Raw genomic sequence first — 23,376 nt, forward strand, 5'->3', positions numbered from 1 at the left:
TTTATGGATCACCCAGAGGGTGCGGGCTTGCAGCGAGCAGATCGGGTGGATTTCGACCCTCGCGTGCGACTGGAATTTCGCGGCACTCAGCTCAGCTCCGACGGTGGCCTTCTGGTGATGCGCGAGCTGGATGACGCGCTCGGGCTGTCTGGCCTCGCGTCTGCGGCGCTGTGCGACAACCGCACCGGCAAGAACACCGTCCATCGGCTCGACGGGCTGTTCCGGCAGTCAGTGTTCGGGCGGCTGGCCGGATACGAGGACGTCAACGATGCCGACCGTCTCGCGCTCGATCCCGTGATGCGTCAGGTTGTTGGTGGTCGGGCTGTCGATGCGCAAGCGGCCTCGGCCTCACAGATGGGGCGGTTCGAGACCGAGACGCTGGCCTTGCCCGAGAACCGGGCGGCACTGGCCGACCTGAACGGCCAGTGGATCGACCGGTTTCATGACCGCAACGGGCTGAAGTTCATCGTGCTGGACATGGACAGCTCGGTCAGCCCCACCCACGGCGATCAGGAAGGTTCCGCCTGGAACGGGCATTTCGACTGCACCTGCTATCATCCGAACTTTCTGTTCAACCAGTTCGGGATGCTGGAACGCTGCGCCCTACGCAATGGCAACGTCCATAGTGCTGATGGCTGGCGGGACGTCCTCGACCCCGTCATCGCCCGATATGCCAAGCGCGACATCATGCGCTTATTCCGCGCCGATGCCGCCTATGCGAACCCCGCGATCTATGCGCGGCTGGAAGAAGTAGGCTATTTCTACGCCATCCGACTACCCGCCAACAGCGTCCTGCGCGAGAAGATCGCGCATCGGCTGAACCGGCCCGTAGGGCGGCCTTCGCTGACCAAGGTGAAGCGGTTCTTTGAGGATTTCCACTATCAGGCCGCGTCCTGGGACAAGGAGCGCCGCGTGATTGCCAAGATCGAATGGCACCCAGGCGAGCTGTTCCCGCGTGTTGGCTTCATCGTCACCAACTTGCCGATGGAACCGGATTGGGTGGTTCGGTTCTACAACCAGCGCGGCACGGCCGAGCAGCATATCAAGGAGGGCAAATACGCCTTCCACTGGACGCGGCTGTCATGCCGGAAGTTCCGCGACAACGAGGTGCGGCTGCAATTGCACGCGCTGGCTTACAATCTGGCAACCTTCCTGCGCTGCATCGAGCTGCCCGAGGCCATGGCCGACTGGTCATTGACCAGCCTGCAACTGAAGCTGATCAAGATCGGGGCGCGTGTCGTCCGCCACGCCCGCGCCATCACCTTCCAACTGGCCGAGGTCGCGGTGACTGGCCCAATGGTGCGCGCCATCCTTGCCGCCATCCGCCGATTGCGAGCGCCACCGCTATGCGCATGACCGCGATCCGGACCCAAACTGAACGAAAGCGGCAGGACAGGTCCGTCCACCGCGCTGAAAAACGTCGCCGCCGAGCCGGGATGCTGCGGGCTCCTGGCCCGATCCGCCCAACTCCAGGCGTTTGCGCGACCGCAGACGCCGCTCGGGACGAAAAACGCTTGATCAACTGGCGCAATCAGGCGATCTTGACGTCAGACGGCAGGCCACTTGGGAAATGTCGGCTTAATGCTTCGGAAACTCCAGACATATACTCATTCATGAATGCTGGATTTTTTGGAAACGATGAAACTTTTTATCCGAGGGTAACTGCTATCCCTCCTTATGCAACTTTGCATGTATCAGGTGGTCGCTCTCAAGAGAAATGCGAATTCTCAGAGCTTTTGAGCGGGAAGCTGGGTGGCGATGATAAAGATTACGATTCCAGCAAGTACTTTGATTCGATCACAGACCGATTCATAAGCGGTTTCAGCGCTCTGAAAGGGGCTTCCAGTGTTGAAATTCAACTTAGCGGTGGGAAGGATAGCAGGCTCGTTTTGGCAGGTATGACAGCTTCAGGAATGAACGTGGTTGCGAAAACGACGGACGGTGGCTCTCATAATTTTACAGATGTGTACTGTGCCAAATTGGTAGCCGACGCGCTGAAGGTCGAACATATTATTACAAAGACTGCACAGCGCTCTGTTGAGGCTACTATCTCTCCAGACGATTTTTATACTCGAACCGTTGACACACTTAAGGCAACCGATTTTGGTTTGATTTCTTTCGGAAATCTAGGGTTTAATCGTAGTTTTCGAGATGTCCGTGTGTTCAATGGGTTGGGTGGTGAATTGCTTCGAGGAGGTTACTCAAAGGGCCTTACTAAGCAGAAAGTAAAATATAACTCTCACTCTCTTCTGATATCAAAGTGGGGCCGTTTTTCAACGTTTTTTAAAAAAGAATCCTCTGAGAGGTACGGGAATTATATAACTGACTGGTTGGAAGAGAACGAACTTTCCGAAAACATGCCGCTGGCCGCTGATGCTGCATATCTTTATTGTAGGATGGGGCGGTGGGCGGCGGCTCTAGCCCGCAGTGGTTCGATGGCGCGAATACCTACTTATCCTTTGTTGGATAACTCATTTATGGAGGCGGTTTACTCTGCTCCGGTCGAATATAGAAGCAATGACCGTCTATTGTACGAGGTTCTCAGAAGGGTTAATCGGGATCTTGTGGATATCCCCCTTGCCAATGATTATTGGGCGTTCTGGGATTCAGAGCAGATCGAAAAATTCAAGCTGAAATGGCCTGATGCTTTCAGATCGAGAGGTGATCAGCGGTCAGGGGCCAACCTTGATTGGCGGGCCAACTGGGTCGATGTTATCGGAGAGCACCTTTTCGACTTTATCCTATCAAGCCCCAGCTCGGTGGTTTTCGATTTTGTAGATCGTGATCGGTTGGAGTCCCTCAGGGCAACTGGGGTAAATTATGGTCATCGCTTCCTACTTTTCGGAATATATTCTGCTGTCATTGCGTCATCAAATGAATTTCAGCGAGGTGTTTATTCGAACGTACGATTCAGTCTAGATGATCTCAGAACGACAAGGACGTAAAGTTTAGTGATCAGTTTACCGCAAGATGAATCATTGAATACCCGCGCCAGTTCGGGGCACTCGCTACTAGCGTTGCTTCCAGTTGCTCGTAAGGAAATGTACTTGAACTACTACAACCTCTGCTTCGACGCGCAGGGTTGTCCGATGAAGCAGCTTGGGACAAGACAAGTTTTTCACCCGATCCTCGCAGCCTATCTGATTTTCGACCTCGTCCGTGCGTATGAGGGCTGTGGCAACCCTGAGGCGCTTCGGGCCGCCGAGGCGGTGGCGCTGCAAACGCTGAAACGGGGCACGGAATTTCAGGACGCTCTGGTTTTTTATTATTCCGAGGAAGATGGCCTGTCTTCCGTCCCCGGCAGGTTCTATTCTGCGCTAACCCAGTCGTGGTTTGTTCGGGCCTTCTGCCGTCTGAGCCGCCATAACCCCGCTCATGCCCAGATTGTCCGGCTTCTGTTTCGGAGCCTGATGATTCCGAAATCCGAGGGTGGTGTGCTGGTCAGGAAATCCTTTGGCTGGATTGTCGAGGAATATCCTCATGAGCCGACATTCTATACGCTCAATGGCTGGTTGACCGTCGTAAGATGGATCATCGAAAGCGTTGACGACCTGAAGCGATGCGATGTGGCGGTGGGTGAATTTCTGGATCGGAACATCGACGCCGCCGCCACTATGCTGCCCCTCTATGATGCGGAATTCTGTCTGAACAGCCGTTATCAGTTGACTGGCTTCACGCGATTGCAGGTAATCGTGGATCGCGAGGCCGGTTTTCAGGCCGAGTCCTTCGCCATCGAGATTCCCGACGAGGGGTATTTTCCTGGGAGCCTGGAACCCCAGGACTCGCGCTGGAAGAACTATTTGGAGCGCGCCGAGGGGCGGCTGCATCAATTCAATGTTGTCATGTCACTTATTTCGGCACCACAGCCCAATTTACTGCATCTTTCCTTCACCTGCACAGCCCCCTGCACGCTGAGATTGCGGGTAGCACAGGGGAACTATCGTCCAGACAGCACCGGTATGCCAACCGAGCGCTGGAACGACTTCGCCCGGATTGCCACATCCACGCCCGGAGCGAACACGATCCACTGCCAGATCCCGTTCGATGCGCAAAACATGTTTGCCTATCCGACGAACTTCAAGAAGAAGATTGGCGACAGATTTTTCAACGGCTATCATTTCGTACACATCATCGATTGCGCCGAGATTTTTCGGTTCAGCGGGCGGACGATCTTTCGTGATTACGCGCTGCGCTTCCTTGGTTATCAGGAGCGATGGTCGGAGCTTGGATTTTCCGACGTCTATGCCTTGACGCCGCATCTCGACTATCCCGTTGGTTTCTCTCAGTTTGTTACTGCTATGCTTAATGAAAAGGAATGACGATGAAAGCTTGGTCTCTGCGCACAAGGCTTGCCCGCACTTTGGGTTTCGACATTCCACGCCTGAATGCCCGCCTCACCTCCGCAGGGCAGGAATCTGCGCGGATGGCCGCGCGGATCGAGGCACTCGAACTTGAAAATGCGCGCCTGCGGGCTGCGCCCGCGCCGGTGTCGGCCCCGCTATCCCCGGCTGTTCCCACGGCCACCCGTCTGCGCGATCTGCTGAGTGCGCTGCTCGACACCTATGAGAGCACGCGCGGGATCAGTTGTGATGCGTATTGCGACACCCCGCAATGGCACGCCATGGCCGAAGCGCAATATCTGGAAGCTGTGGTCATCGCGCATCAGGCGGGCCTGTTGTCAGACGCACAGGCTCGCCTGCGCGCGAAGGCCAGCGTCGCGCGGCTGCAATCGGGTGCCCTGCACCGCGAAACAGGCGTATCCGCGCAATGGGGGCTGGGGTTCCGCTGGCAGGATTTCCCGTCTGATGAGCCTTTTCTGGTCACCACGGCGCTGGTCACACGCGCGCTGGCGGCAGCGGATGGTCTCATCCCGTGTGCCGGACTGGTGCAGGAAGGGTTTCGGGGTCTTGCCCGCCTGCCTCGTCGAGAGGTTGTAATCAATGACAAGGCAGTCGCGTTGCCCGTCTATGCTCCCGCTCTACCTGAAGTGGTGGAAAATACGATCGCACTTTGGGCGCAGGTAGTTCTCGATAACCCCGAGTTGTCCGAATCAGGATCAGCGACGCTGCGTGAAGCTGAGCAGGCGCTGGAGTGGCTTAATGGGAGCTTCATGCCCGGTCTGGGCTGGACTTATTCCAAGACGCGGCCAGTCTTCGACTTGATGCATCAGGTATATATTCTAGAGGGGCTGCTCTGCTGCCGCAGCATAAACGACCCAGAACAACTAGCCATCGAGACCTTTGCTTCTTTTCGCTCCGGAGTAGGATATATCGATAGTATGACGCTGAGTGATCGCGCCAAAGCAATAGAGTCAGTAGGGCGGTCAGGCAAGAATTATATCGTATTCCGGGGAGATCGGGTGCTAACTGCCCGAGCTGATCCTGCAAGGGTATGGTCGCTCGGCGGAATGCTGGGCAGCTTCGGGTTGTTCGCTGTCGAAGGAAAGCAGCCTGATTACTGGCTCAGTCAGATCCGACGTTTTCCGGTGCAGATGCTTCCTGAACATTTCGGCGCAGACTTCCGTCAGGAGATGCATCTTGCTCGAGGCGCAGCACTGGCACTTAAGGCCTTGCGCCGGAAGGCCAGCGATACCGGCCTATCAGTCGAGTGAAGGTCGGCGGAGTAACATTGGCTCCATACGGGACGAGCCTATCGCGTGGACGAATTGCGATGATCGTGTGGAATACATTCGACTCCGATGCGCGTGTTCAAAAGGAAATCGCAACTCTGAACAAGGCCGGTTACACGGTTCATGTCTTTTGCCGCCGTGCCGACCCGGACGGACCTGCAAGAGAGCAGCGCGGGCCCGAACTGATTGTCGAGCGGTTTCCTCGCAAAGCTGGACGTGACACCCTGGGGGCTGCTGGATTTGTTGCTACCCCTCAGCGCCGTAGCGGGGTGAGACAGCTGCTTCATATGGCACGGCAGCTACTGATACAGCAGCAAATGGTCCGTGCAATGGTGGCGATGCGTCCTAGCGTGATACATGCCCATGACCTAAACACGCTGATCCCGGCGCTGCAGGCCGCGCGTCTTGCTCGGGTACCATTGATCTATGATGCGCATGAGTTCAATATGGACCGTATTGATCAGAACAACTGGCTGCGCCCAGTATTTCGACAGATCGAGGGGTTTGCGCTTACACGCGCGGCGAGAGTGATTGTGCCGTCACCAGGGATCGCCAAGGCGCTAGCGCGGTTCTATAGTGTTAGGAGGCCAACAGTGTTAGCTAACTGGCCAGTTCTGGATACGGGTTTAAGCCCTGCGATACCAGATCTGCGCGCTCGATTAGGAATAGAACCCAGCAGGCCAGTGGCGTTATATCAGGGCGGCCTACAACCACATCGCGGTCTTGAGCTTCTTGTTGCGGCGATGCCCGAAGTGCCCGATCTAGACCTTGTGCTGATGGGTGATGGGCGGTTGCGCGAAGCGCTCAAAAAACAGATTGCGGAGTTGGGACTGTTGGGACGGGTCCATCTGGTGCCACCCGAGCCGCTGGAGCGACTCTTGCCGACTTCCATGACTGCCGACTTTGGGGTTCATCCACTCGAGGCAGGGTGCCTGAATCATGCCCATGCTAGCCCCAACAAGCTGTTCGAATATTTGCATGCGAGACTACCGGTGGTGGTAAGCAACCTGCCGGGAATGTGTCATGCCTTGAGGCAAGCGCCGGGGGGGAATCCGGGCTTGATGTTCGCATCTGGTGACCGAGAAGAGTTGACGCGAGTTTTGCGCAGAATGACCGCTGACCCAGCGCTACGCGCTGTGCTGTCTAGTCGCGCTCGCGCCGCGAGTGAAGCTTATTGCTGGCAAGCACAAGAACATTCACTCTCTGACGTATATGAAGAGTTGTTGGAGAAAATGTGAAGCTCGAGATCTGCCTCACCCGCTCGTCGATCCTCCATGCAATCGGGGTGGGAGCTTGGAAGCTCGATAAAAAACTATGGAACTTGCTATAAAAAATATAGCGGATGCTACTGCGTAAGCTTCAAGAATAATAGAAGAAAAGAGATGGCTTGCTATTACAACAACCGCTATACGAGCCACTGCTCCAAATACTGATATATAAAGCATCTCTTTTTGATACCCTATCAAGGACATCACCATCGAAACAGGGGAGCTGATTAACTGGGCCAGCATCCAAGGAGCTATCCACGCCGCGATTTGACCCGCGCGTTGCCATTCGGTCCCAAAAATAAAAGTAAATACCATTGGGCCAAATAAGATCACCAATATCATTGGTAACAATCCGGTGAAAAACAAACGGCGCATCATCATTGCAGTAAACTTATGAAGTGTTGCATTGGTTTGCTCCGCGGCAGCACGTGATGCGTAAACCTGAGCGAAAGAGGCCCCCATTAAAGTCATAGGTATAGCTACTACTTGCATAGACAAATAAAGTTGTCCGGCTTCTGCACCAGAGTGTGCTGCGAAAATAAGTATTGGGATCTGTACGCTTATGACATTAGTAAACGCCTCGGGCGTAGAGAATATCATGAAACGACGATACTTAACGAGAGTTTCTCTGATGCGCTTACGGTTAATCTTGGCAAATTTTCTTTGGTCATTCTTCCAAGTCTGTATAGAGAGCAAAAAACCACCAGCGCTCAATGTTAAGAGATTTCCAATAAGCAACCCAAGCGGTGCGATCCCAAACCATCCTAACCCTAGCATGCTACCAGCTCCAGTAGCCGACTGGCTAATCCGCGTGCGGGCGATCAGGCCAAACCGATGCATGCGCGTTGCCCAATACTGAAGCGCCGTGTAACCTGCACCCAAAAAAATGCCCAGCGAGATCAACCAGAAATAGGGTTCAATTCCTGGTGTACCAATTGATAATGCCAGCGCTTCTGGCGAGATCATCGACAATACAAATATCAATATAGAGCTGATCGCGGCTGCGATTAGAGAAATGGCCAACAAATTAGTTGCATCGTCATCATTCTCTGCTAATGGGATTGCAACATCCATGCGCAGGCAAGAAACGACAGAGATCGAACTTATTAGCGCAATAAACACAGCGAGAAGCTTGAAGTCATCCGGCTCGTATAACCGTGTGAGGAACGGTAGGGCCACCAGGAGGATTAATCTTCCACCCAGTGTTCCAGTTAAGAGTTGGATTGCATCACGGAAAATACCCCTGCTAGATGATTTGCGTGTCATTTACAATTGAGCCTGTTATGATTTTAGTGAGATTTTCCGTTTCCCCGCTGCACAGAGCTTTTTGGCGACTTATTTTGATCATGAAGCAAACATTTAGTTCCAATAAAGTTCCTGTGCCTCGCCTCTGTAGCTACGCCTCGACGCAACAGATTTGCTGAGCAGCTTGCAGACTAAGGGCTATTTCTCCACTTTCACATTGTAATGCATTGGTCACTCCATTGTGGTCCATCGATTCAAGGCGCTGACGCAGTAAGAGTCGTTCTTTGTCAAAATACAATATCATTGCACTGATATGACCAACCCTCGCCCGCATCTTTGGGCCATGGTGGGTCTTTGAGGATCCATACAGGAGGGCGGTCACATCATCAATGCCTATCATACCGCACTGCATCGCAGGAGAATGGCTTTTGGACATGACTGCGTCATTGAGTGGGTTGCGCTTGTTGACGTGATGGATTCTGGATGGTGGCGTCATCATTTTGGAGCCTCCGGTCATGCAGATTTTCCTCGACGCCTTTGGCAATATTCCCGACCCGCGGGCCAGCAATGCCCGTCATGACCTTGGCGAGTTGCTTGTGATTGCGTTTGTTTCAGTGCTCTGCGGCTCCAGTTCCTGCGCGGAGATGGCAGAGTTCGGGCGTGCAAAAGAGAACGTTTTCAGAGACTTCCTGAAGCTCAAGCACGCCATACCCTCGCATGACACGTTTTCAGATGTGTTCGCGATGATCGACCCCAAGGCGCTGGATGCGACCTTCGGCAAGGTGTTGGCCGAGGTCGCGGCACTGTTGCAAGACGGTGATGTGATCGCCATCGACGGCAAGGCATTGCGCGGCGCCGGGGGCAAAACCGAGAATGCGAAAACGCGGATGATGGTCTCAGCCTGCGCCTCACGCCTGCGCCTGACGCTGGCCACGGTGCCCGCTGATCGGGGCGCGGAGTTGGAGGCCGCGATCGAAGCCCTCGGACTGATCGCGCTGAAGGGCAAGGTGGTGACGGGCGATGCGCTCCATTGCAACCGCCGCACCGTGGCCGCAATCAACGCCCAAGGTGGCGATTGGTGCCTGGCGCTCAAGGGTAATCAGGAGTCACTCTTGTCGGATGCGCGGGGCTGCTTTTCTGAGCCGCCCGAAGGTCACCCAGAAGCTATCACGGATGAGATGAACCATGGTCGCCGGGAGATCCGAAAGGCTGTCGTAGTATCAGCCAAGTCATTGGCAGAACATCATGAATTCCCTGGCCTCAAGGGCTTCGGTCGCATCGAGGCTACCCGCGAAGTAGACGGCAAGGTGACCTCAGAGACGCGCTTCTTCGCCCTGTCCTGGCTGCCCACGCCCGAGGTTTTGCTAGCCACGGTCCGCGCCCACTGGGCCATCGAGAACGCCCTACATTGGCAACTCGACGTGTCGTTTCGCGAGGATGACGCGCGTAACCGCAAGGACAATGGGCCAGCCAACATCGCCGTGCTCCGACGCCGCGCCCTTGACGTTGTCCGCCGCGATACATCCAAAACGTCGCTGTCCCTCAAACTCAAACGAGCAGGCTGGGATGAAGCCTTCCTGCGCAAACTCCTCACAAATATCTCAACGGCTTAGGCCAAAAGCGATTGCCCTGCACTGCATCGGGGTGCGGATGTTGATCAACCCCTGAATCTGGCGAGGTCCGTAATAGTCAAATAAAGGATTTTCATCGTATTTTTTTCCTTTTCATATCCTCTAATAAATTCTCATGACGCTCAATAGCATTTTCGATTTTATCAAAAAATTCTAATTCGCCGTTATGTAGCACGAGGCCACTATCACAAAAGTTTCGCATTTCTGACATAGAGTGGCTGATCATAATAGCATCCGCATTATTCATACGGGCCCTGAATAGAGATTTACTTTTCTCTTTGAAGCTTGCATCTCCCGCGCCAGTGACCTCATCGATCAAATAGGTATCAAAAGGGATTCCCATCGCCACGCCGAATGAAAGACGCGATTTCATCCCTGAAGAGTAAGTCCGCAACGGCATATAAAAATGCTTCCCTATATCTGCAAAATCTTCAACAAAACTGGCCAAAGAGTCGCTATCAATCCCGTATATTCTTGCCAAGAAGCGTGTATTTTGCAGTCCCGTCATCTCGGGGTGAAAGCTGCTCGCTGCACCAATTGGCCATGATATCATGCCTTTGCGAATAACACGTCCTGTCGTAGGTTGCATCGTCCCAGCAATAATCTGAAGTAAAGTCGACTTGCCCGCACCATTACGTCCAAGCAGCCCGAGAGACCGTCCAGGCGGAAGGCTCAATGAGAGCCCCTTAAATACCGTGTGGTCGCCAGTATGTGTAAAAAAAACCTTGCTGAGATTCTCAAGTTGGATCATATTTTCAGTTTCTTGTTTAACCCCGATCACGTAGGCTATAGTAGACTAGCGCACCCACTGACCAGAACATTAGAGCAAAGAATGCGGTTAGTCCGACAATGAGAGCCTTCTTCGGATACTCGGCTGTTTCTGCAATAGTCGGTGCAATGAACGTGGCTAGATAAACCTGCTTTCTCTCCGCATTCGTGCGTGCTTGGCTGAGAGCGGTTAGAGCCGCGCGATAATTCTCTTCGGCAAACTGTACATCGAGCCGAAGCCTTTCATACTGCCCCAGTAGGGTTGGAAAATCGGTATTGTCCACAGTCACATCAGATTCGGTGCTGCTTCGACGCTCGATCGCAATACGCTCGTTTATCGTAGAAATACGCAGGTCAAGTTGTCTTACCCGCGGATCGTTCATACTGGCGGATTGTATCAGAAGATCATAATCGACCAATGCCTGAGCCAACTGCTGCTGTAAGCTCGCAACGACACCCATGCGGCCTTGGATATCAGCTTGTGGATCCAAAATTTGTGTGCGCGCCTGAAAAGCGATGAGCGCTTCACGGGCCAAACGCAAACTCTGCGCCGCTTCTTCTAAGTCGCCTTGTGCGTTGGCCATACTATCGCGCCGGGCTGTAGCATTCAACATATTGACCATATTCTCACTCTGGAAAATAATTTCTCGCGAAATATTATACGCCATGTCTGGACTTCGAGCGCGGACTTCGACCATGATTACGCCCGAAGATTTGTCGTAGGTTATGCGCACCATACGTCGCCAAAATCTGAGTAAGGTTTCTATCGTGGCTTCCGGATGAACAGAGAATATTGGGTCGAGGGGCCAAGTTTGAGAGTAATGGGAAAGGATGTCTAGTTCACTCTGAACGCCCGAGACCAAACTCTGGCTCTGGATGAACTCAAACAATAAGTCGGAATTTCCCGCTGTTTGCGCTCCCAAAATCTGGCTTAGCCCACCTAGCATGGCGCTCGCTGAGGCACCCTCTTCCTGACGTACGACAAAACCAGAATTTGACGCATATTGCGGCTGGGCAAATACTGTTAGATATGCGATGGCCGCTAACGTCGGTAGTACAACCAGAAGACCGAGACTCGACGCAAGTTTAAGGTGGCGCGGCTTCTTTTGTGCTTTTTTCGCTGTGCGGCTAGCTAAGTCTGGTCCTGATTCCGGGAGTGACTGGGCCTTCTGCGCTTGGGTTAGTGTGTTCACGGGGATATGTCCGGGCTAAATTGTCGGTTGATGCTCTGCTCCATCGTTGACATATTGTGGCTAGAGAAGCCAGCGGAGAGAGTGCGCATGTCTACCGTCGAACGATCTACGACCCGCTCGCCTCGACATACCGAGTCTTATATGGTTTCGGCCATCCGTTGTATCGCAGCTTTGGTGCTCAGAGAGATGGGCACACGTTATGGTCGTCAGCCCGGTGGTTATGTTTGGGCATTGGTCCAACCCTTGGGCATGATCATCTTGCTTAGCTTCGCTTTCTCCCTTCTGGCGAGGTCACCGGCTCTTGGAACTAGTTTTTTGCTGTTCAAAGCGACGGGTATGCTAATACTGCAGTTGTTCAACAACGTAGGTGGAAGCGTAGGTCAATCGATGTCGTACTCAAAATCACTTTTGTTTTACCCCCGAGTTACGTGGCTTGATGCAGTTGTTGCACGGTTTTTGTTAAATGGTCTTGTGACATTAGTGGTTACATTTATTATTTTGACTGGTATCATAATTTACGATGATGTTCGTACCGTGCTGGACTGGTCCAAAATTTTTCTTGGACTTTTCTTAACTTTAGTGTTTGGATTGGGTGTGGGAAGTTTAAATTGCTTTTTATTCATGCGTTTTCCGGTTTGGCAAAACATATGGGCCATACTGACAGCTCCTCTTTTCATTATATCCGGTGTGATATTTTTGTATGAAGACTTGCCAACTCTTGCTCAACAAATCTTGTGGTGGAATCCCCTGATTCATATCACCGGAGTTATGCGTGATGGTTTTTATCCAACATACTCACCGAGGTATATTTCAATATTGTATGTATTAGCGTGCGCACTCATCCCTATGGTGGTTGGATTGATGTTGATGCGTCAATTTCATCGCGACCTCCTTAATCGTTAGTATGGAACAGATACCCATATTTTCCGTTATAATCCCCTTTTATAATGCGGAAACCACACTTGCGGAAACGCTGGCCTCGCTCGGAAGGTGCAGAGAAATTCACGCTTACCTTTAATCTGCGTTAGAGATTTGTGAGCAATGCGGGTACAGTGTTCTTCAGCCCCGAAATATCCGGCGCAAAAGATGAGTGGAAAGACAATATGCTGCCTCATGGCGGGGCATCTGCAGATGTTCGCGGTAGATCTCCCAAGTCCCCTTGGCAGAGCGCCAAGCGTTTGAAGACAGTGAGTATTCTTGCCGGTGATAAATCGCTAGCGGCCGGTCGACACCCACCGCAGGCCCCCGTTCGAGAAGATCGAGCCAAAGCGCGTAATCATGCGACAATGCGAAATCAGGCATCGGCATCTTGCCCAATACTGCGCTGTCATAAATGGCGGTCAAACAGCCAATAACATTGCCATGAAGCAACTGATCTCGCGTCACCTGCTGTGGCACCTTGATGCGGCGGCGCTGGCTGCCAATGACGCGCCAAAACCCACTATAACCAAAGCTTGCGCCAGTTTTGTGCAAATGTGCTAACTGCGCTTCTAGCTTTTCGGGCAGCCACTCATCATCCGCATCGATAAAGGCGATATATCGCCCGCGAGCATGCTCCAATCCTAAGTTCCGTGCAGCGGCTGCACCCATGTTTCGCTGCGAAGAATATACCGCGATGCGTGCATCTTTCACTGACTCTGCCTGGGCCAATCCAGCAGTGCCATCCGCTGATCCATCATCAACAATCAAAAGCTCCCAGTCGGGAAAGCTTTGGTCGCGGACAGAGCGAATGGCGCGCCCCAAAAATGCCTCTGCATTGTAAGCCGGCAGCAGAACCGAAACCTGGGGGAGCGGGTCGCAAGGTTGATTGGAACGGCAAAGCGTCATTGAGATGGTTCTAGTTGTCTGAACAGATGTGTGGCGTTCATTAGGGCCTTGTTGCACGGACCTACGATGGTTTGAGTTTGCCCTTACCCGCTCATTTGGTCAAGCGACGACTTCGAACTTGGCACGGCCAAGTTCGGTCATCTTGTTCAGAATGTGGGTGCCGATCTTGGCTTCTGTTTTCTGGTTGGGAAAGCTGCGCGCTTTCAGTTTGGGGCCGATGACCATCTTCCAGCGACCCATTTGTGTTTCACCGCGGCTGCGCTGATTGTATCCGCTGCTCACCTGCCAGGCCATACGCCCGCCTGTGCGTATTGCGGCAATGCGCTGGTCGCGCAGCGTTGGATTGCCCACAGCCTCGGCGCTGAGAACTGCAGTCTTGGGAGGCGGAATAGTGATCTCGACATCAACCCCAAACAGCTTCACGAGCAAGTCGCTGGTCGGGTCGCCGTCATAGGCGCCGTCGGCGATGAAGCGTGTCACGTCCCCGTCAATCTGATCCAGAAGCTCTGGCAAGGCGGTCGGATCACCCACATCATCGGTGGTCAGTTCAGAGCAGGCAATTTCGCCGGTGACAAGGTCCAGCCCAAGATGCAGCTTGCGCCAGGATTTGCGTTTGGCCTTTGTTTTGTGCTTGTTTTCCAGCCACTCGCCTTCGCCAAATATCTTCAGGCCCGTGCTATCTACGACAAGATGAATCGGGCCATCCGTCGACGCGCGCGCTTTCATCGGCAAGATCAAACCGGCCCCGCGACGTGACAGGGTCGAGTAGTCGGGCACCAGCAAATCCAGCCCCATGAGCTTCACAAGGCTGCCTACAAACCCTTCGGTCTGGCGCAGCGGCTGGTTGTAAACGATGCCAAGTGTCAGGCAGGTCACAATAGACAGGTCAGAATAAACTGGCTGGCCACCCCGTGTCTTGCGGCGCTCTGCACGCCATGCAGCTTCAACCTCGGGGCTTAGCCAAATTGTTACATCGCCCCGCCGACGCAGGCTTTCGTTATAGCCAGCCCAGTTCGTAATGCGGTACCGCTTCTTCTCGAACTTGTGCCGGCGGCCGTCATTGAATTTATGCGGCATCAACGCTATCCAATCGATCAGGGAAACGGCCTCCTAACAGAAACCGTAGGATCCATGCAACAACGCCTCTGGCGCCCTTCTCCTTCAGGCGCCTTTGTGCAGCTGATCGGCGTTATGCACCAGCTGTGGGCGGGGGCGGAACACACTGGCCACAGCACTGAGCCCTTCGCGCAGCGGTGAATCCATCAGATGCGCATAGCGCTGGGTTGTCTGCATCTGGCTATGGCCCAGCAGCTTGCCGATCATCTCGAGCGAGGCCCCGCCGCTGACCAGAAGCGACGCAAACGTGTGGCGCAGATCATGCACGCGCACGCCGGGGAGATCAGCCTCTTTCTGGATCGCCAGCCAGAAACGGCGGATTTCGCGGACGGGCTTGCCGGGCACGTCGCCGGGAAAGAGCCATGGATTGCCACGCGGCACGACCAACTGGCGCTGGCGCACGATCGCGGCGACTTCTGACGATATCGGGATCCGGTGAACCTTGCGCTGTTTGGTGGCCGCTGCGGGCTTGGACCAGGTCCCGAGTTCCAGATTGAACTGCTCAAACCGCGCATTCTGCACCTCGCCCACGCGCGCGCCGGTCAGCATGCAGAGCCGGATGATCCCGGCCGCGCGCTGGTCCTCGGCGGTATCCAGCGCCTGTGCCAGTCGGCCGATCTCCTCATGGGTCAGGAACCGCTCGCGCGCGGTCTCGATCCGGCGGCGAAAGCCACTCGCTGGATTATCCTCGCGCCATCCCCATTCCACAGCGAGGCCAAACATCTTGCGCAGAACTTCGCCCACGCGATTGGCGCGCACTGGCGTGGGCTTTGGCCCCTGCAGCTTGCGCGCGCGGTTGTTGGGCTTGGTCTTGGACGGGCGCGCGCGCCCTGCGGCAACCTTGTTCAGCAGTTTATCCACATCGGATTTGGTGATGTCACGCACGAGACGGTTGCCCCAGTCCGGTGCCACCATCTTGTGCATGATCGTATGCTGATCTGCAGCATTGCGCGGGGCCAGATGGGGGGTGTGCTCTTCCAGATAGCGCGTGATCATGTCTGATACGCGCGGGGCTTCGCGCGCCGACTGACGTTCGGCCAGCGGGTCGGTCCCCTCATCGATGCTGCGCCGCATTTCCTTGGCGCGCTCGCGCGCGGCCACCGTCGTCCATTCCGGCCAACGCCCGATCACCATGCGCCGCTGGCGACCGGAAGTCCGGTAATCGAGTGTGAAAGCACGATTGCCGGACGGATAGACCGAGAGCGAGAACCCGCGCACATCGGTGTCGAAGATCTGGTAGACGCGCACAGCGCGCTCGGCCTCGCGCACGGATTTCTCATTCAGTTTCAGCCTCTTGATCATGCAATACTCCCCTGCAGCTCGTCCGACATGAGGCGTGGATTCGCGCCCATATCAAGCAAAGCATGGCCAGGGGACCGGAATGCAGGCAGTGACCGGAATTGGGGTGGGGAGGGGCGTTCCGGTGGGGTCGACGTGAAGGGCAGGAAGCATTGGTTCGCTGCGTCTTGGACGAACGGTCGAGATACATAGAAGGCGCATGCTTCGGCTGGCGTAAACGCCATTGGCGCATATCAATGGCATCAGAGATAGTGTGCGCGTCGCCTCCCAATTGGTGTAATTTCAGTGCTTATACGTCGAAACCAAAAGCGAAATTTTTCCAAATTCAGAAGAGCTTCGGTAAATGCGGGTTCAACGGCCACGCCACCTTGCAAGGTGGCGGTCCGGATGTTTTTAATTGTGTTGGTTTCATATCGATCAAAATTGAAGATTCGGGATACTGGGGTACCAATGCAGCTTGAACGCGCGCGCATCAAAAATTTTCGGTCGCTTCGAGATATCGAAGTCAGCTTTGGCGCGCATACCGCGCTTATCGGCGGCAACGGCGCGGGCAAGTCTTCGATACTGAAAGCGATTGAGAAATTCTACTCAACATCCAAAAGCTGCGATGCCGACGACTTCTTCGGGCGCGATCAAGGGCAGCCGATCGAGATAGAACTTACCTTTCATCAGCTAAGCGATCAGGAAGCTGCGTCGTTTGAGGGGCGTGTTCGCGAAGGCAAGCTGGTCGTAACCCGTGTTTTCGATGATAGCGCCTCAAGCGGTCGATATCATGGTGTAGTTCCCCAGATCCCTGACTTCGTCGCAATCCGATCCGAATCCGCAGCGAGGGCGAAACGCGAGGCCTACAACGCCCTGCGCGAAGGCAATCCGCTCTACGCAGGCCTGCCCACCGCTGGTAACGCCGCCGCGGTTGAAGAGGCACTGTTGGCTTGGGAGGCAGACCATCCGGAGCAATTAGTCCTGTTGCCTGACGATGGGCAGTTCTTCGGTTTCCAGAACAACAGCCGTGGCAAGCTCCAGAGGCACACGAGTTTCATGTTCATTCCAGCCGTTCGCGAAGCGTCGGCCGATGCCGCCGATGGCAAGACGAGCGTTATTGGCAAGCTGCTAGAGTTGCTTGTACGTAGCCAAATCTTGCAACGGCCTGACGTCCAAGCCTTCAAAGCGCAGATGACGGATGCCTATCAGACGTTGGTATCGGCTGAAAACATGCCTGAGCTTGGTACATTGGCGGGTGCGCTCACCGCCGATCTGCGAGGTCTGTACCAAGATGCGGAGGTCACCCTGAACTGGCGGGATGTCGGGGAGATGCCAATCCCGTTGCCGATGGCAGACGTCTTTCTAAAGGACGACGGTTTCGGTGGTCCGGTCGACAGGCAGGGTCACGGTCTGCAACGCGCCTTCATCTTCACGCTGCTCCAACATCTGGCGCGCACGACTGCCCCGGAAGTTGACGATGAAGGTGCTGGGAATGCGGGTGGCGACGCTCTAGGTGATAATGCTGTCGCCGCACAAGCGCCAACACTGATACTCGCCATCGAAGAGCCTGAGCTCTATCAGCATCCGACCAAGCAGCGGCATTTCGCAGAGGTGCTTCGCGGTCTAAGCAGCGGCACACTTCCAGGCGCCCGAGGGCATACCCAGATCATCTTTGGCTCGCACTCGCCGATGTTTATTTCGATGGGCAAAGCTGATGAGATCCGGCTCACCCGCCGCTCTGCCTGCGATGATAGCGAGTTCAAGCAGTGTAGCTTACAGGCCCTTGACCTCGGCATTGTGGCGCAGGAGCTCGAACGCGGCTGGGACAAACCTGCTGGCTCGTACAACGCGCAAACCTTGATGCCGCGGCTCCATATTCTTGGGGCCGAACTAGCTGAAGGTTTCTTCGCGAATGGAGTCATCCTAGTCGAGGGCCGCAGCGACAAGGCTGCGCTCACGGCGACCGCACGGATGCTCGGCGTCAACTTTGAGGCCGCAGGGATTGCCATCCTGTCGGCCGAGGGCAAGTCAAACCTCGACCGTCCGTTTGTCATTTTCCGCGAGCTGGGCATTCCGACTTTCCTGCTCTGGGATTGCGATCACCATCTCCCTGCGGCCAAGCGCAAGCCCGCAACCGACCTTGCCTTGAGTAAGCTCGCAAAGCCAGACCACGAATTCGATGCCGCCCCGACCGATGACCATGTCAGCGATTGCTATGCGCATTTCGGCGATTCGCTGGAACACCGCCTCAAGCAAGATATCACCCCGGAACTTCACGCCGAGTGCCTTGCTGCTGCCTGCGATCCATTCGGTGTGGAGCCGAACAATGACACCCAGAAGATCCCCGAGGTCGTTTATCAAACCTTGCAGCGCGCACAGGAGCAAGGGCGCGAGAGTGATATGTTGAAGAACGTCGTTCGCGCAATGTGGCGATTTTTCCACGATGAGGACCTGCCTGATCCGCCACAGGCGCAACCGCCGGTCCTAGTCGCATGAATGTCGACGACGGGATGGGCGAGGTTGTGCCAGCCCGAAATCGCCGCGCGCACGGCCCTTGGAGCGACCTCGCGCTGCATACGATTGGTTGGCGGGCATTCCAAGATCTCTGCTCGCAAGTCTGCGAGGTGGTGCTCAGTCGTCCGGTCGAGATTTTCCGGGAAGCTCAGGATGGCGGCCAGGACGCGGTATTTCTGATACCGTCGGGATCGGATGCGCCCGCCATTGGCACAATTCAGTGCAAGCACACCTCAGAGGCGGGCAAGGCGCTGAAGGCGGGCGAACTATCGGGCGAGATCGAAAACGTCAAGGAACTGGTCAAGGCTGGTCTGGCTGACACTTACGTCTTCATGACTAATATGAGCATCGATGCGCCTGTAGCCGTCAAGATGCGCGCACGCTTGCGCGAGCTCGGGGTGCGTAAGCCGCATATCCTAGGCAGCCAGTATATCGTCAGGGTCATTAGGAGCAGCGCTCGTCTGCGCGCGCTGGTGCCACAGGTCTACGGTCTTGGCGATTTGACTTCGATCGTAGACGAGCGGCTCAGTGAACAAAGTCGGGCGCTCCTCGATAGTTGGATCCCGAAGCTGCGGACTTATGTACCCACCAAGGCCCATCGCGACGCCGTGAACGCCATTTCGGATCATGGAGTTGTGCTCCTGCTCGGCAATCCATCGAGCGGGAAATCGGCGATCGGCGCGATCATTTCCACAATAGCATCCGAGAATCCGGACAGCACCGTTCTCGCTCTCACAAGTCCGCGGGATTTCGAAGCGGGCTGGAATCCAAACGATCCCGGCCGATTTTTCTGGATCGACGACGCATTCGGTTCGAATGTGCTTCGCGACGATTATGTCCAAGACTGGGCCTCAGCGTTTACGAAATTGCGTGCGGCGATCAGGCACGGCAATCGCTTTTTGCTGACATCGCGCAAGCACATCTATGAGGGTGCGCGGCGGCAACTTGGCCAGCGCAATCTCACGCAATTCACAGACGGAAGCTCCGTGGTGGACGTGGGCGATCTGACTTTTGATGAAAAAGCCCAGATCCTTTATAACCACATCAATTTCGGTGAACAGAGTCAGAGCTGGCGATCTATCGTAAAACCGCACCTTGCCGCCGTTGCCGCAGTCGAGAATTTTCTTCCCGGCATTGCTGAACGGCTTGGGGACCCGAACTTCACCAAAGGGCTCACGCCGCGCAAGCCATCGCTCGTCCGCTTCATGGAAGAGCCGACCGAGCACCTTATCGACACCGTCAACGCCTTGGACGAGCAGCTGAAGGCGGCGCTTATTCTGGTTTATGTCCATCAGGCCGGTTTTGATCCTGGCAACCATGATCCGCTGGCTGCGAAGGCAGTCGCAGAACTTACCGGTTATTCGGTCACCAAGATTCAGGATTGCTTCATGGAGCTAGAGGGGTCGTTCCTTAAGCTCTCCGGACCCAGATGGACCTTCGCACACCCGACCATATCGGACGCCCTGACTGAGGTCATGCGGCAGAAGCCGCACATGATGGCCGCGTTGATCCGCGGGGCGCCTATCGACACCATTCTCGGAAGCTTCACGTGCGAAGGATCTCCAATCATACGAGACGCGCTGGTCATACCATCTGCACTGGACGACGCTTTGGTCGCCCGCCTCGGTCGTACCCCAGACGAACGCCATCGAAATCGAATGTTGTTCCATTTTCTATACTATCGCGCGAGCGAGGTGGTTTTCTCCAAAGTTGTTCAGCAGTATCCGGACTTGTTGGAGCGATCGTCTTGGCGGAGCGATCCCGTTGTTGACGACCCGAAGCTTGTAACCTACGGTCGAGCAAATCGCCTGGGACTGTTGCCCGACTATCTGCGCGAGGAAGCAGCAGAAAGGCTTGTGTCGGCGGCGCAAGATGAGCTTGATGCTTCTTTCTTCGACGAAGAGGACATGTTGGGCCTATTGTCGCCGTTACGTTTGGTCAGCATGGGTATGGGCTTGCGGACCACGGTCTTACCATCCCTAGAAAATCGGATAGACGAGATTGTGGAAAATGCCGATCTCGACGATGAACCCGATAGCCATTTCGTCAAATTGCTCGACCTTCTGGATCGTGTGGAGGCGATTGGCGTAGATGCCGACGCCGCCGCTTTAATCGAAGAAGTACGTGATCAGGTCGGACGCTCGGTTGAGGAGATCGAAGAGCGCAAGCGCGATGAGGAGGACGAAAACAATACCGACTGGACCCATATCGTGACGCAAAAAAAGGAAGAAGCACCCGTGCCGCCTGCGGCGATGCGATCGACATTCGACGACATCGACACATAGAAACGATCGGACTTAAGTGTGGGGCGAGCCAATGCTATCTGCGTGACTAGCCGCAGGCTTCTTCCGGAGATATGAACCTGCTAAAGCACAATCCAATCGGGCAGACCAAGTCAGCTGGGTTTCTTTTCGGCATCGACCAAGTTGCAGTGCGCCACCGCAAGTGCGGCTCGTGTGCGATACAGCGACCAATCACACCTAGCTCTTCGAATCGACTCATGGTCGAATGCCGCGCCGCACACCAACAGCTCGTGAAGCTGCACTGCAGCGCTCGACTATGAAGCCAATGGCAGGTTTGGGCAGGGTGCGCCAAGTTAGGGTGGCTCTGGGCCGACAGGAGGAGGCGGGCGATGCCTCCATTACTGGCCTGATCTGCGATCGTTGTTCAGGGATCTACGAGTGCCTTGACTCAACGCCACCTCAACCCGCGTACGCGGTTTTGGCGCGATTTGTTCAGACGAACACCGCTGAAATCCGCCCTTGGCCACCGAACGACAGCAATCAAGTTTCGTGATTTCAAAGGCTTGAAATTTAAGCTACTGAATTGATTCAATTAGTGAAAATCTGGCTGGGAAGGCTCATAACCTGAAGGTCACAGGTTCAAATCCTGTCCCCGCAACCAGATTATCTCGATATTACAAATGCTTAGCCTGATGTATATTTATACCACAGGCCATTTCGCGTTTTACATCAACGCCACATCAACACCATAACAGAAAAACCGCAGTCGCGTGCATTCGCCCGCACTGGCGTGCACGCGGCGGCATTAACGCGTAATCGAACCCAATAAAATGTCCGTTGACGCCTCCTTTGCGATTTACCTTATTCGATAAGGGCGGGCCGCGATGCTGCCCTGTAAAGTCGAAATTACCGGTAAAGATAAATTTCCTTGAGCGCAGCCCAGTTCGCCGCTATCTTTACCGAAAAGGGTAAGGTTGCGAAGATGGTCGATAATGCCGAGAAGAAGCTGCTGGCGGATGCCGGCCATCGGATCCGCGAGACCCGGGTCGCGCAGGGTTTGAGCCTGGAACAGCTGGCCCGGCTGACTGGAATCAGCGCGCCTGCCTTGTCCGTGATAGAAAACGGAAAACGCGATCCGCGGCTGACGACGCTCAACCGGATCGCTGATGCGCTACGTGTGCCCCTCGCGGCTTTGATCGCGGACAGCTCTTGCGCCGTCGAGCGCAGTGCTCCGTCGCCATCAGAGGGCTATGATCTTGGAGACTACCAGTGACGGTGTCCGTGCCCATCTGGTTTGATGGCCTCGCGGTGGGGCAGGTCGACGTTGCTGCCGATGGGTCTCTCTCTTTGCGGTATGAAGAGCTGTGGCTGCAGACGGCCGGGGCGTTCCCCCTGTCTGTCACCATGCCGCTGCGCGCCGATCCCTATCCCTCCGATGTCATCTCTCCCTGGCTCGCGAACCTCTTGCCAGAGGAAGAGCAACTTCAGGTTCTGACCCGGTCACTCGGCCTCGACCAGGCGGACGTTCTGGCTGTGCTCGCAGAGATCGGGGGTGACACCGCCGGCGCTCTGTCCTTCGGCGCGGCTGCGGATCGTGCGCATTGGGCCTATGCGCCACTCACGACCTTCTATGACACGGCCGATCCGCATCAGGCGCTCGAGCGGCACTTTGAGGATCTTGGTCGCAGGCCGTTTCTGGTTGGCGAGGAGGGCGTGCGCCAGTCGCTCGCGGGTGGCCAGATGAAGACGGCGCTGGCCGTGCTGGGCCCGGACGGAGCGCCTGTTCTTCGTCTGCCACAAGATGACGACGTTCTTGCCATCCCTCTCAATGGCGCCCCCTCCACCTTGATCGTGAAGCCCGACAATTCCAACCTTCCCGGCATCACCGAAAACGAGGTCTGGTGTCTGCGTATGGCGCAGGCGATCGGTATGGATGCTGCACAAGTGACGATCCTCCAGTCGTCAAAACGGACAGCGATCGGTGTGCTGCGCTATGATCGCAGGATCGGGCGCAGCGGCCAGCTTTTGCGTCTGCACCAGGAAGACTTCGCGCAGGCCAATGGCCTGCCTCCGGGGCGGAAGTATGAGCGCGGCACGCTGCGGGGGCTCGACCTCAAAACCCTGCTGGAAACCGGTCGCCATGTCAGCGCAACCGATGCACTTGCGCTGCTCGATCAGGTCATCTTCAACATCCTCGTCGCCAACACCGACGCGCATGCGAAGAACTATTCCCTGATCCTGCCGGTGGGCGGTGGCCCGCGTCTCGCGCCGCTTTATGATGTCTCGACGGTGCTGTCCTGGCCCCATGTCGTAAAGACCTACGCTCAATCCATCGACGGCAAGAAGCGACGCCCGGATACGATTTCTGGGCGGCACTGGGAAGCCCTCGCGCGGGAGGTTGGATATCGTCCAACCGATGTGAAGCACCGTGTCCAGCAGATCGTCGATGCACTGGTGGCGAACAGGGCGAAGATCACAAACGAGGTGGCAGCCCTGCCCGGCGCGAGTGAAGGCTATGTCGTGCAGACCGCGGAAGCTGTCGAGGGGAATGCCCTGCGCATGGCGGGGAGGCTTTGATGCGTACGCCGCGCGCCTCACGAGGCCCCCCCACCGGTGCTCGCGCGATCGGTGGAGCGCGGCCTTGAGGGTGCGCGATCCCTG

18 protein-coding genes are annotated in these 23,376 nt (G+C 55.5%); 11 read left to right on the plus strand and 7 right to left on the minus strand.

Features of this window, described 5'->3' with window-relative positions; genetic code table 11:
* The first annotated feature begins 3 nt into the window (after positions 1 to 3).
* The 5 genes from BD293_RS18110 (at position 4) to BD293_RS18130 (ending at position 6,867) form a co-directional block, all read left to right on the plus strand.
* On the plus strand, positions 4 to 1,356 hold the full coding sequence (locus BD293_RS18110; protein ID WP_142081982.1) for an IS1380 family transposase: 1,353 nt from the start codon (positions 4 to 6) through the stop codon (positions 1,354 to 1,356).
* Between the two features lie 158 nt (positions 1,357 to 1,514).
* Positions 1,515 to 2,945 carry an asparagine synthase-related protein gene (locus BD293_RS18115; protein ID WP_170207208.1) on the plus strand — a complete coding sequence of 477 codons (1,431 nt, stop codon included), beginning with the start codon at positions 1,515 to 1,517 and terminating at the stop codon, positions 2,943 to 2,945.
* Between the two features lie 102 nt (positions 2,946 to 3,047).
* Positions 3,048 to 4,319, plus strand: a complete 1,272-nt coding sequence (locus BD293_RS18120) for a D-glucuronyl C5-epimerase family protein (RefSeq protein ID WP_170207209.1) — start codon at positions 3,048 to 3,050, stop codon at positions 4,317 to 4,319.
* Between the two features lie 2 nt (positions 4,320 to 4,321).
* Complete coding sequence (locus tag BD293_RS18125) at positions 4,322 to 5,611, plus strand: hypothetical protein (RefSeq protein WP_142084785.1); 1,290 nt, start codon at positions 4,322 to 4,324, stop codon at positions 5,609 to 5,611.
* A 59-nt stretch (positions 5,612 to 5,670) separates the two neighbouring features.
* Positions 5,671 to 6,867: a glycosyltransferase gene (locus BD293_RS18130; RefSeq protein WP_142084786.1), complete on the plus strand. Its 1,197-nt coding sequence runs from the start codon at positions 5,671 to 5,673 to the stop codon at positions 6,865 to 6,867.
* Positions 6,868 to 6,882: 15 nt separating this feature from the next.
* Here the strand turns inward: BD293_RS18130 and BD293_RS18135 are convergent, their stop codons facing one another.
* Both BD293_RS18135 and BD293_RS18140 read right to left on the minus strand, forming a co-directional pair.
* Entirely contained in the window at positions 6,883 to 8,163 is a 1,281-nt protein-coding gene (locus BD293_RS18135) for a lipopolysaccharide biosynthesis protein (protein ID WP_142084788.1), read from the minus strand.
* 130 nt (positions 8,164 to 8,293) lie between these two features.
* Positions 8,294 to 8,641, minus strand: a complete 348-nt coding sequence (locus BD293_RS18140) for a hypothetical protein (RefSeq protein WP_142084790.1) — start codon at positions 8,639 to 8,641, stop codon at positions 8,294 to 8,296.
* A 16-nt stretch (positions 8,642 to 8,657) separates the two neighbouring features.
* Between BD293_RS18140 and BD293_RS18145 the strand changes: the two genes are divergently transcribed.
* Complete coding sequence (locus BD293_RS18145) at positions 8,658 to 9,755, plus strand: ISAs1 family transposase (protein ID WP_142084791.1); 1,098 nt, start codon at positions 8,658 to 8,660, stop codon at positions 9,753 to 9,755.
* 91 nt (positions 9,756 to 9,846) lie between these two features.
* On the opposite strand, the gene BD293_RS18150 is transcribed toward BD293_RS18145, so the two are convergent.
* Positions 9,847 to 10,524: an ABC transporter ATP-binding protein gene (locus tag BD293_RS18150; protein WP_142084793.1), complete on the minus strand. Its 678-nt coding sequence runs from the start codon at positions 10,522 to 10,524 to the stop codon at positions 9,847 to 9,849.
* Positions 10,525 to 10,540: 16 nt separating this feature from the next.
* Positions 10,541 to 11,734, minus strand: a complete 1,194-nt coding sequence (locus tag BD293_RS18155) for a KpsE/RkpR family capsule polysaccharide export protein (RefSeq protein ID WP_170207210.1) — start codon at positions 11,732 to 11,734, stop codon at positions 10,541 to 10,543.
* Between the two features lie 87 nt (positions 11,735 to 11,821).
* Between BD293_RS18155 and BD293_RS18160 the strand changes: the two genes are divergently transcribed.
* Complete coding sequence (locus BD293_RS18160; RefSeq protein WP_246086384.1) at positions 11,822 to 12,637, plus strand: ABC transporter permease; 816 nt, start codon at positions 11,822 to 11,824, stop codon at positions 12,635 to 12,637.
* A gap of 156 nt (positions 12,638 to 12,793) precedes the next feature.
* Here the strand turns inward: BD293_RS18160 and BD293_RS18165 are convergent, their stop codons facing one another.
* From BD293_RS18165 to BD293_RS18175, 3 genes are all read right to left on the minus strand, one after another.
* Entirely contained in the window at positions 12,794 to 13,561 is a 768-nt protein-coding gene (locus BD293_RS18165) for a glycosyltransferase family 2 protein (RefSeq protein ID WP_142084796.1), read from the minus strand.
* A gap of 99 nt (positions 13,562 to 13,660) precedes the next feature.
* Positions 13,661 to 14,638, minus strand: a complete 978-nt coding sequence (locus tag BD293_RS18170) for an IS5 family transposase (protein ID WP_142084769.1) — start codon at positions 14,636 to 14,638, stop codon at positions 13,661 to 13,663.
* 84 nt (positions 14,639 to 14,722) lie between these two features.
* On the minus strand, positions 14,723 to 15,979 hold the full coding sequence (locus BD293_RS18175) for a tyrosine-type recombinase/integrase (protein ID WP_142084798.1): 1,257 nt from the start codon (positions 15,977 to 15,979) through the stop codon (positions 14,723 to 14,725).
* A gap of 447 nt (positions 15,980 to 16,426) precedes the next feature.
* On the opposite strand from BD293_RS18175, the gene BD293_RS18180 reads away from it, so the two are divergent.
* From BD293_RS18180 to BD293_RS18195, 4 genes are all read left to right on the plus strand, one after another.
* On the plus strand, positions 16,427 to 18,454 hold the full coding sequence (locus BD293_RS18180; RefSeq protein ID WP_142084799.1) for an ATP-dependent nuclease: 2,028 nt from the start codon (positions 16,427 to 16,429) through the stop codon (positions 18,452 to 18,454).
* Positions 18,451 to 20,757 carry an nSTAND3 domain-containing NTPase gene (locus BD293_RS18185; protein WP_211841085.1) on the plus strand — a complete coding sequence of 769 codons (2,307 nt, stop codon included), beginning with the start codon at positions 18,451 to 18,453 and terminating at the stop codon, positions 20,755 to 20,757. Before BD293_RS18180 ends, BD293_RS18185 begins: the two co-directional genes overlap by 4 nt.
* Positions 20,758 to 21,643: 886 nt before the next feature.
* On the plus strand, positions 21,644 to 21,988 hold the full coding sequence (locus BD293_RS18190) for a helix-turn-helix domain-containing protein (RefSeq protein WP_246086385.1): 345 nt from the start codon (positions 21,644 to 21,646) through the stop codon (positions 21,986 to 21,988).
* On the plus strand, positions 21,985 to 23,292 hold the full coding sequence (locus BD293_RS18195) for a type II toxin-antitoxin system HipA family toxin (RefSeq protein WP_142084801.1): 1,308 nt from the start codon (positions 21,985 to 21,987) through the stop codon (positions 23,290 to 23,292). Before BD293_RS18190 ends, BD293_RS18195 begins: the two co-directional genes overlap by 4 nt.
* The last annotated feature ends 84 nt before the right edge of the window (positions 23,293 to 23,376 follow it).

The organism is Roseinatronobacter monicus, assembly GCF_006716865.1.
GTDB classification, from domain to species: domain Bacteria; phylum Pseudomonadota; class Alphaproteobacteria; order Rhodobacterales; family Rhodobacteraceae; genus Roseinatronobacter; species Roseinatronobacter monicus.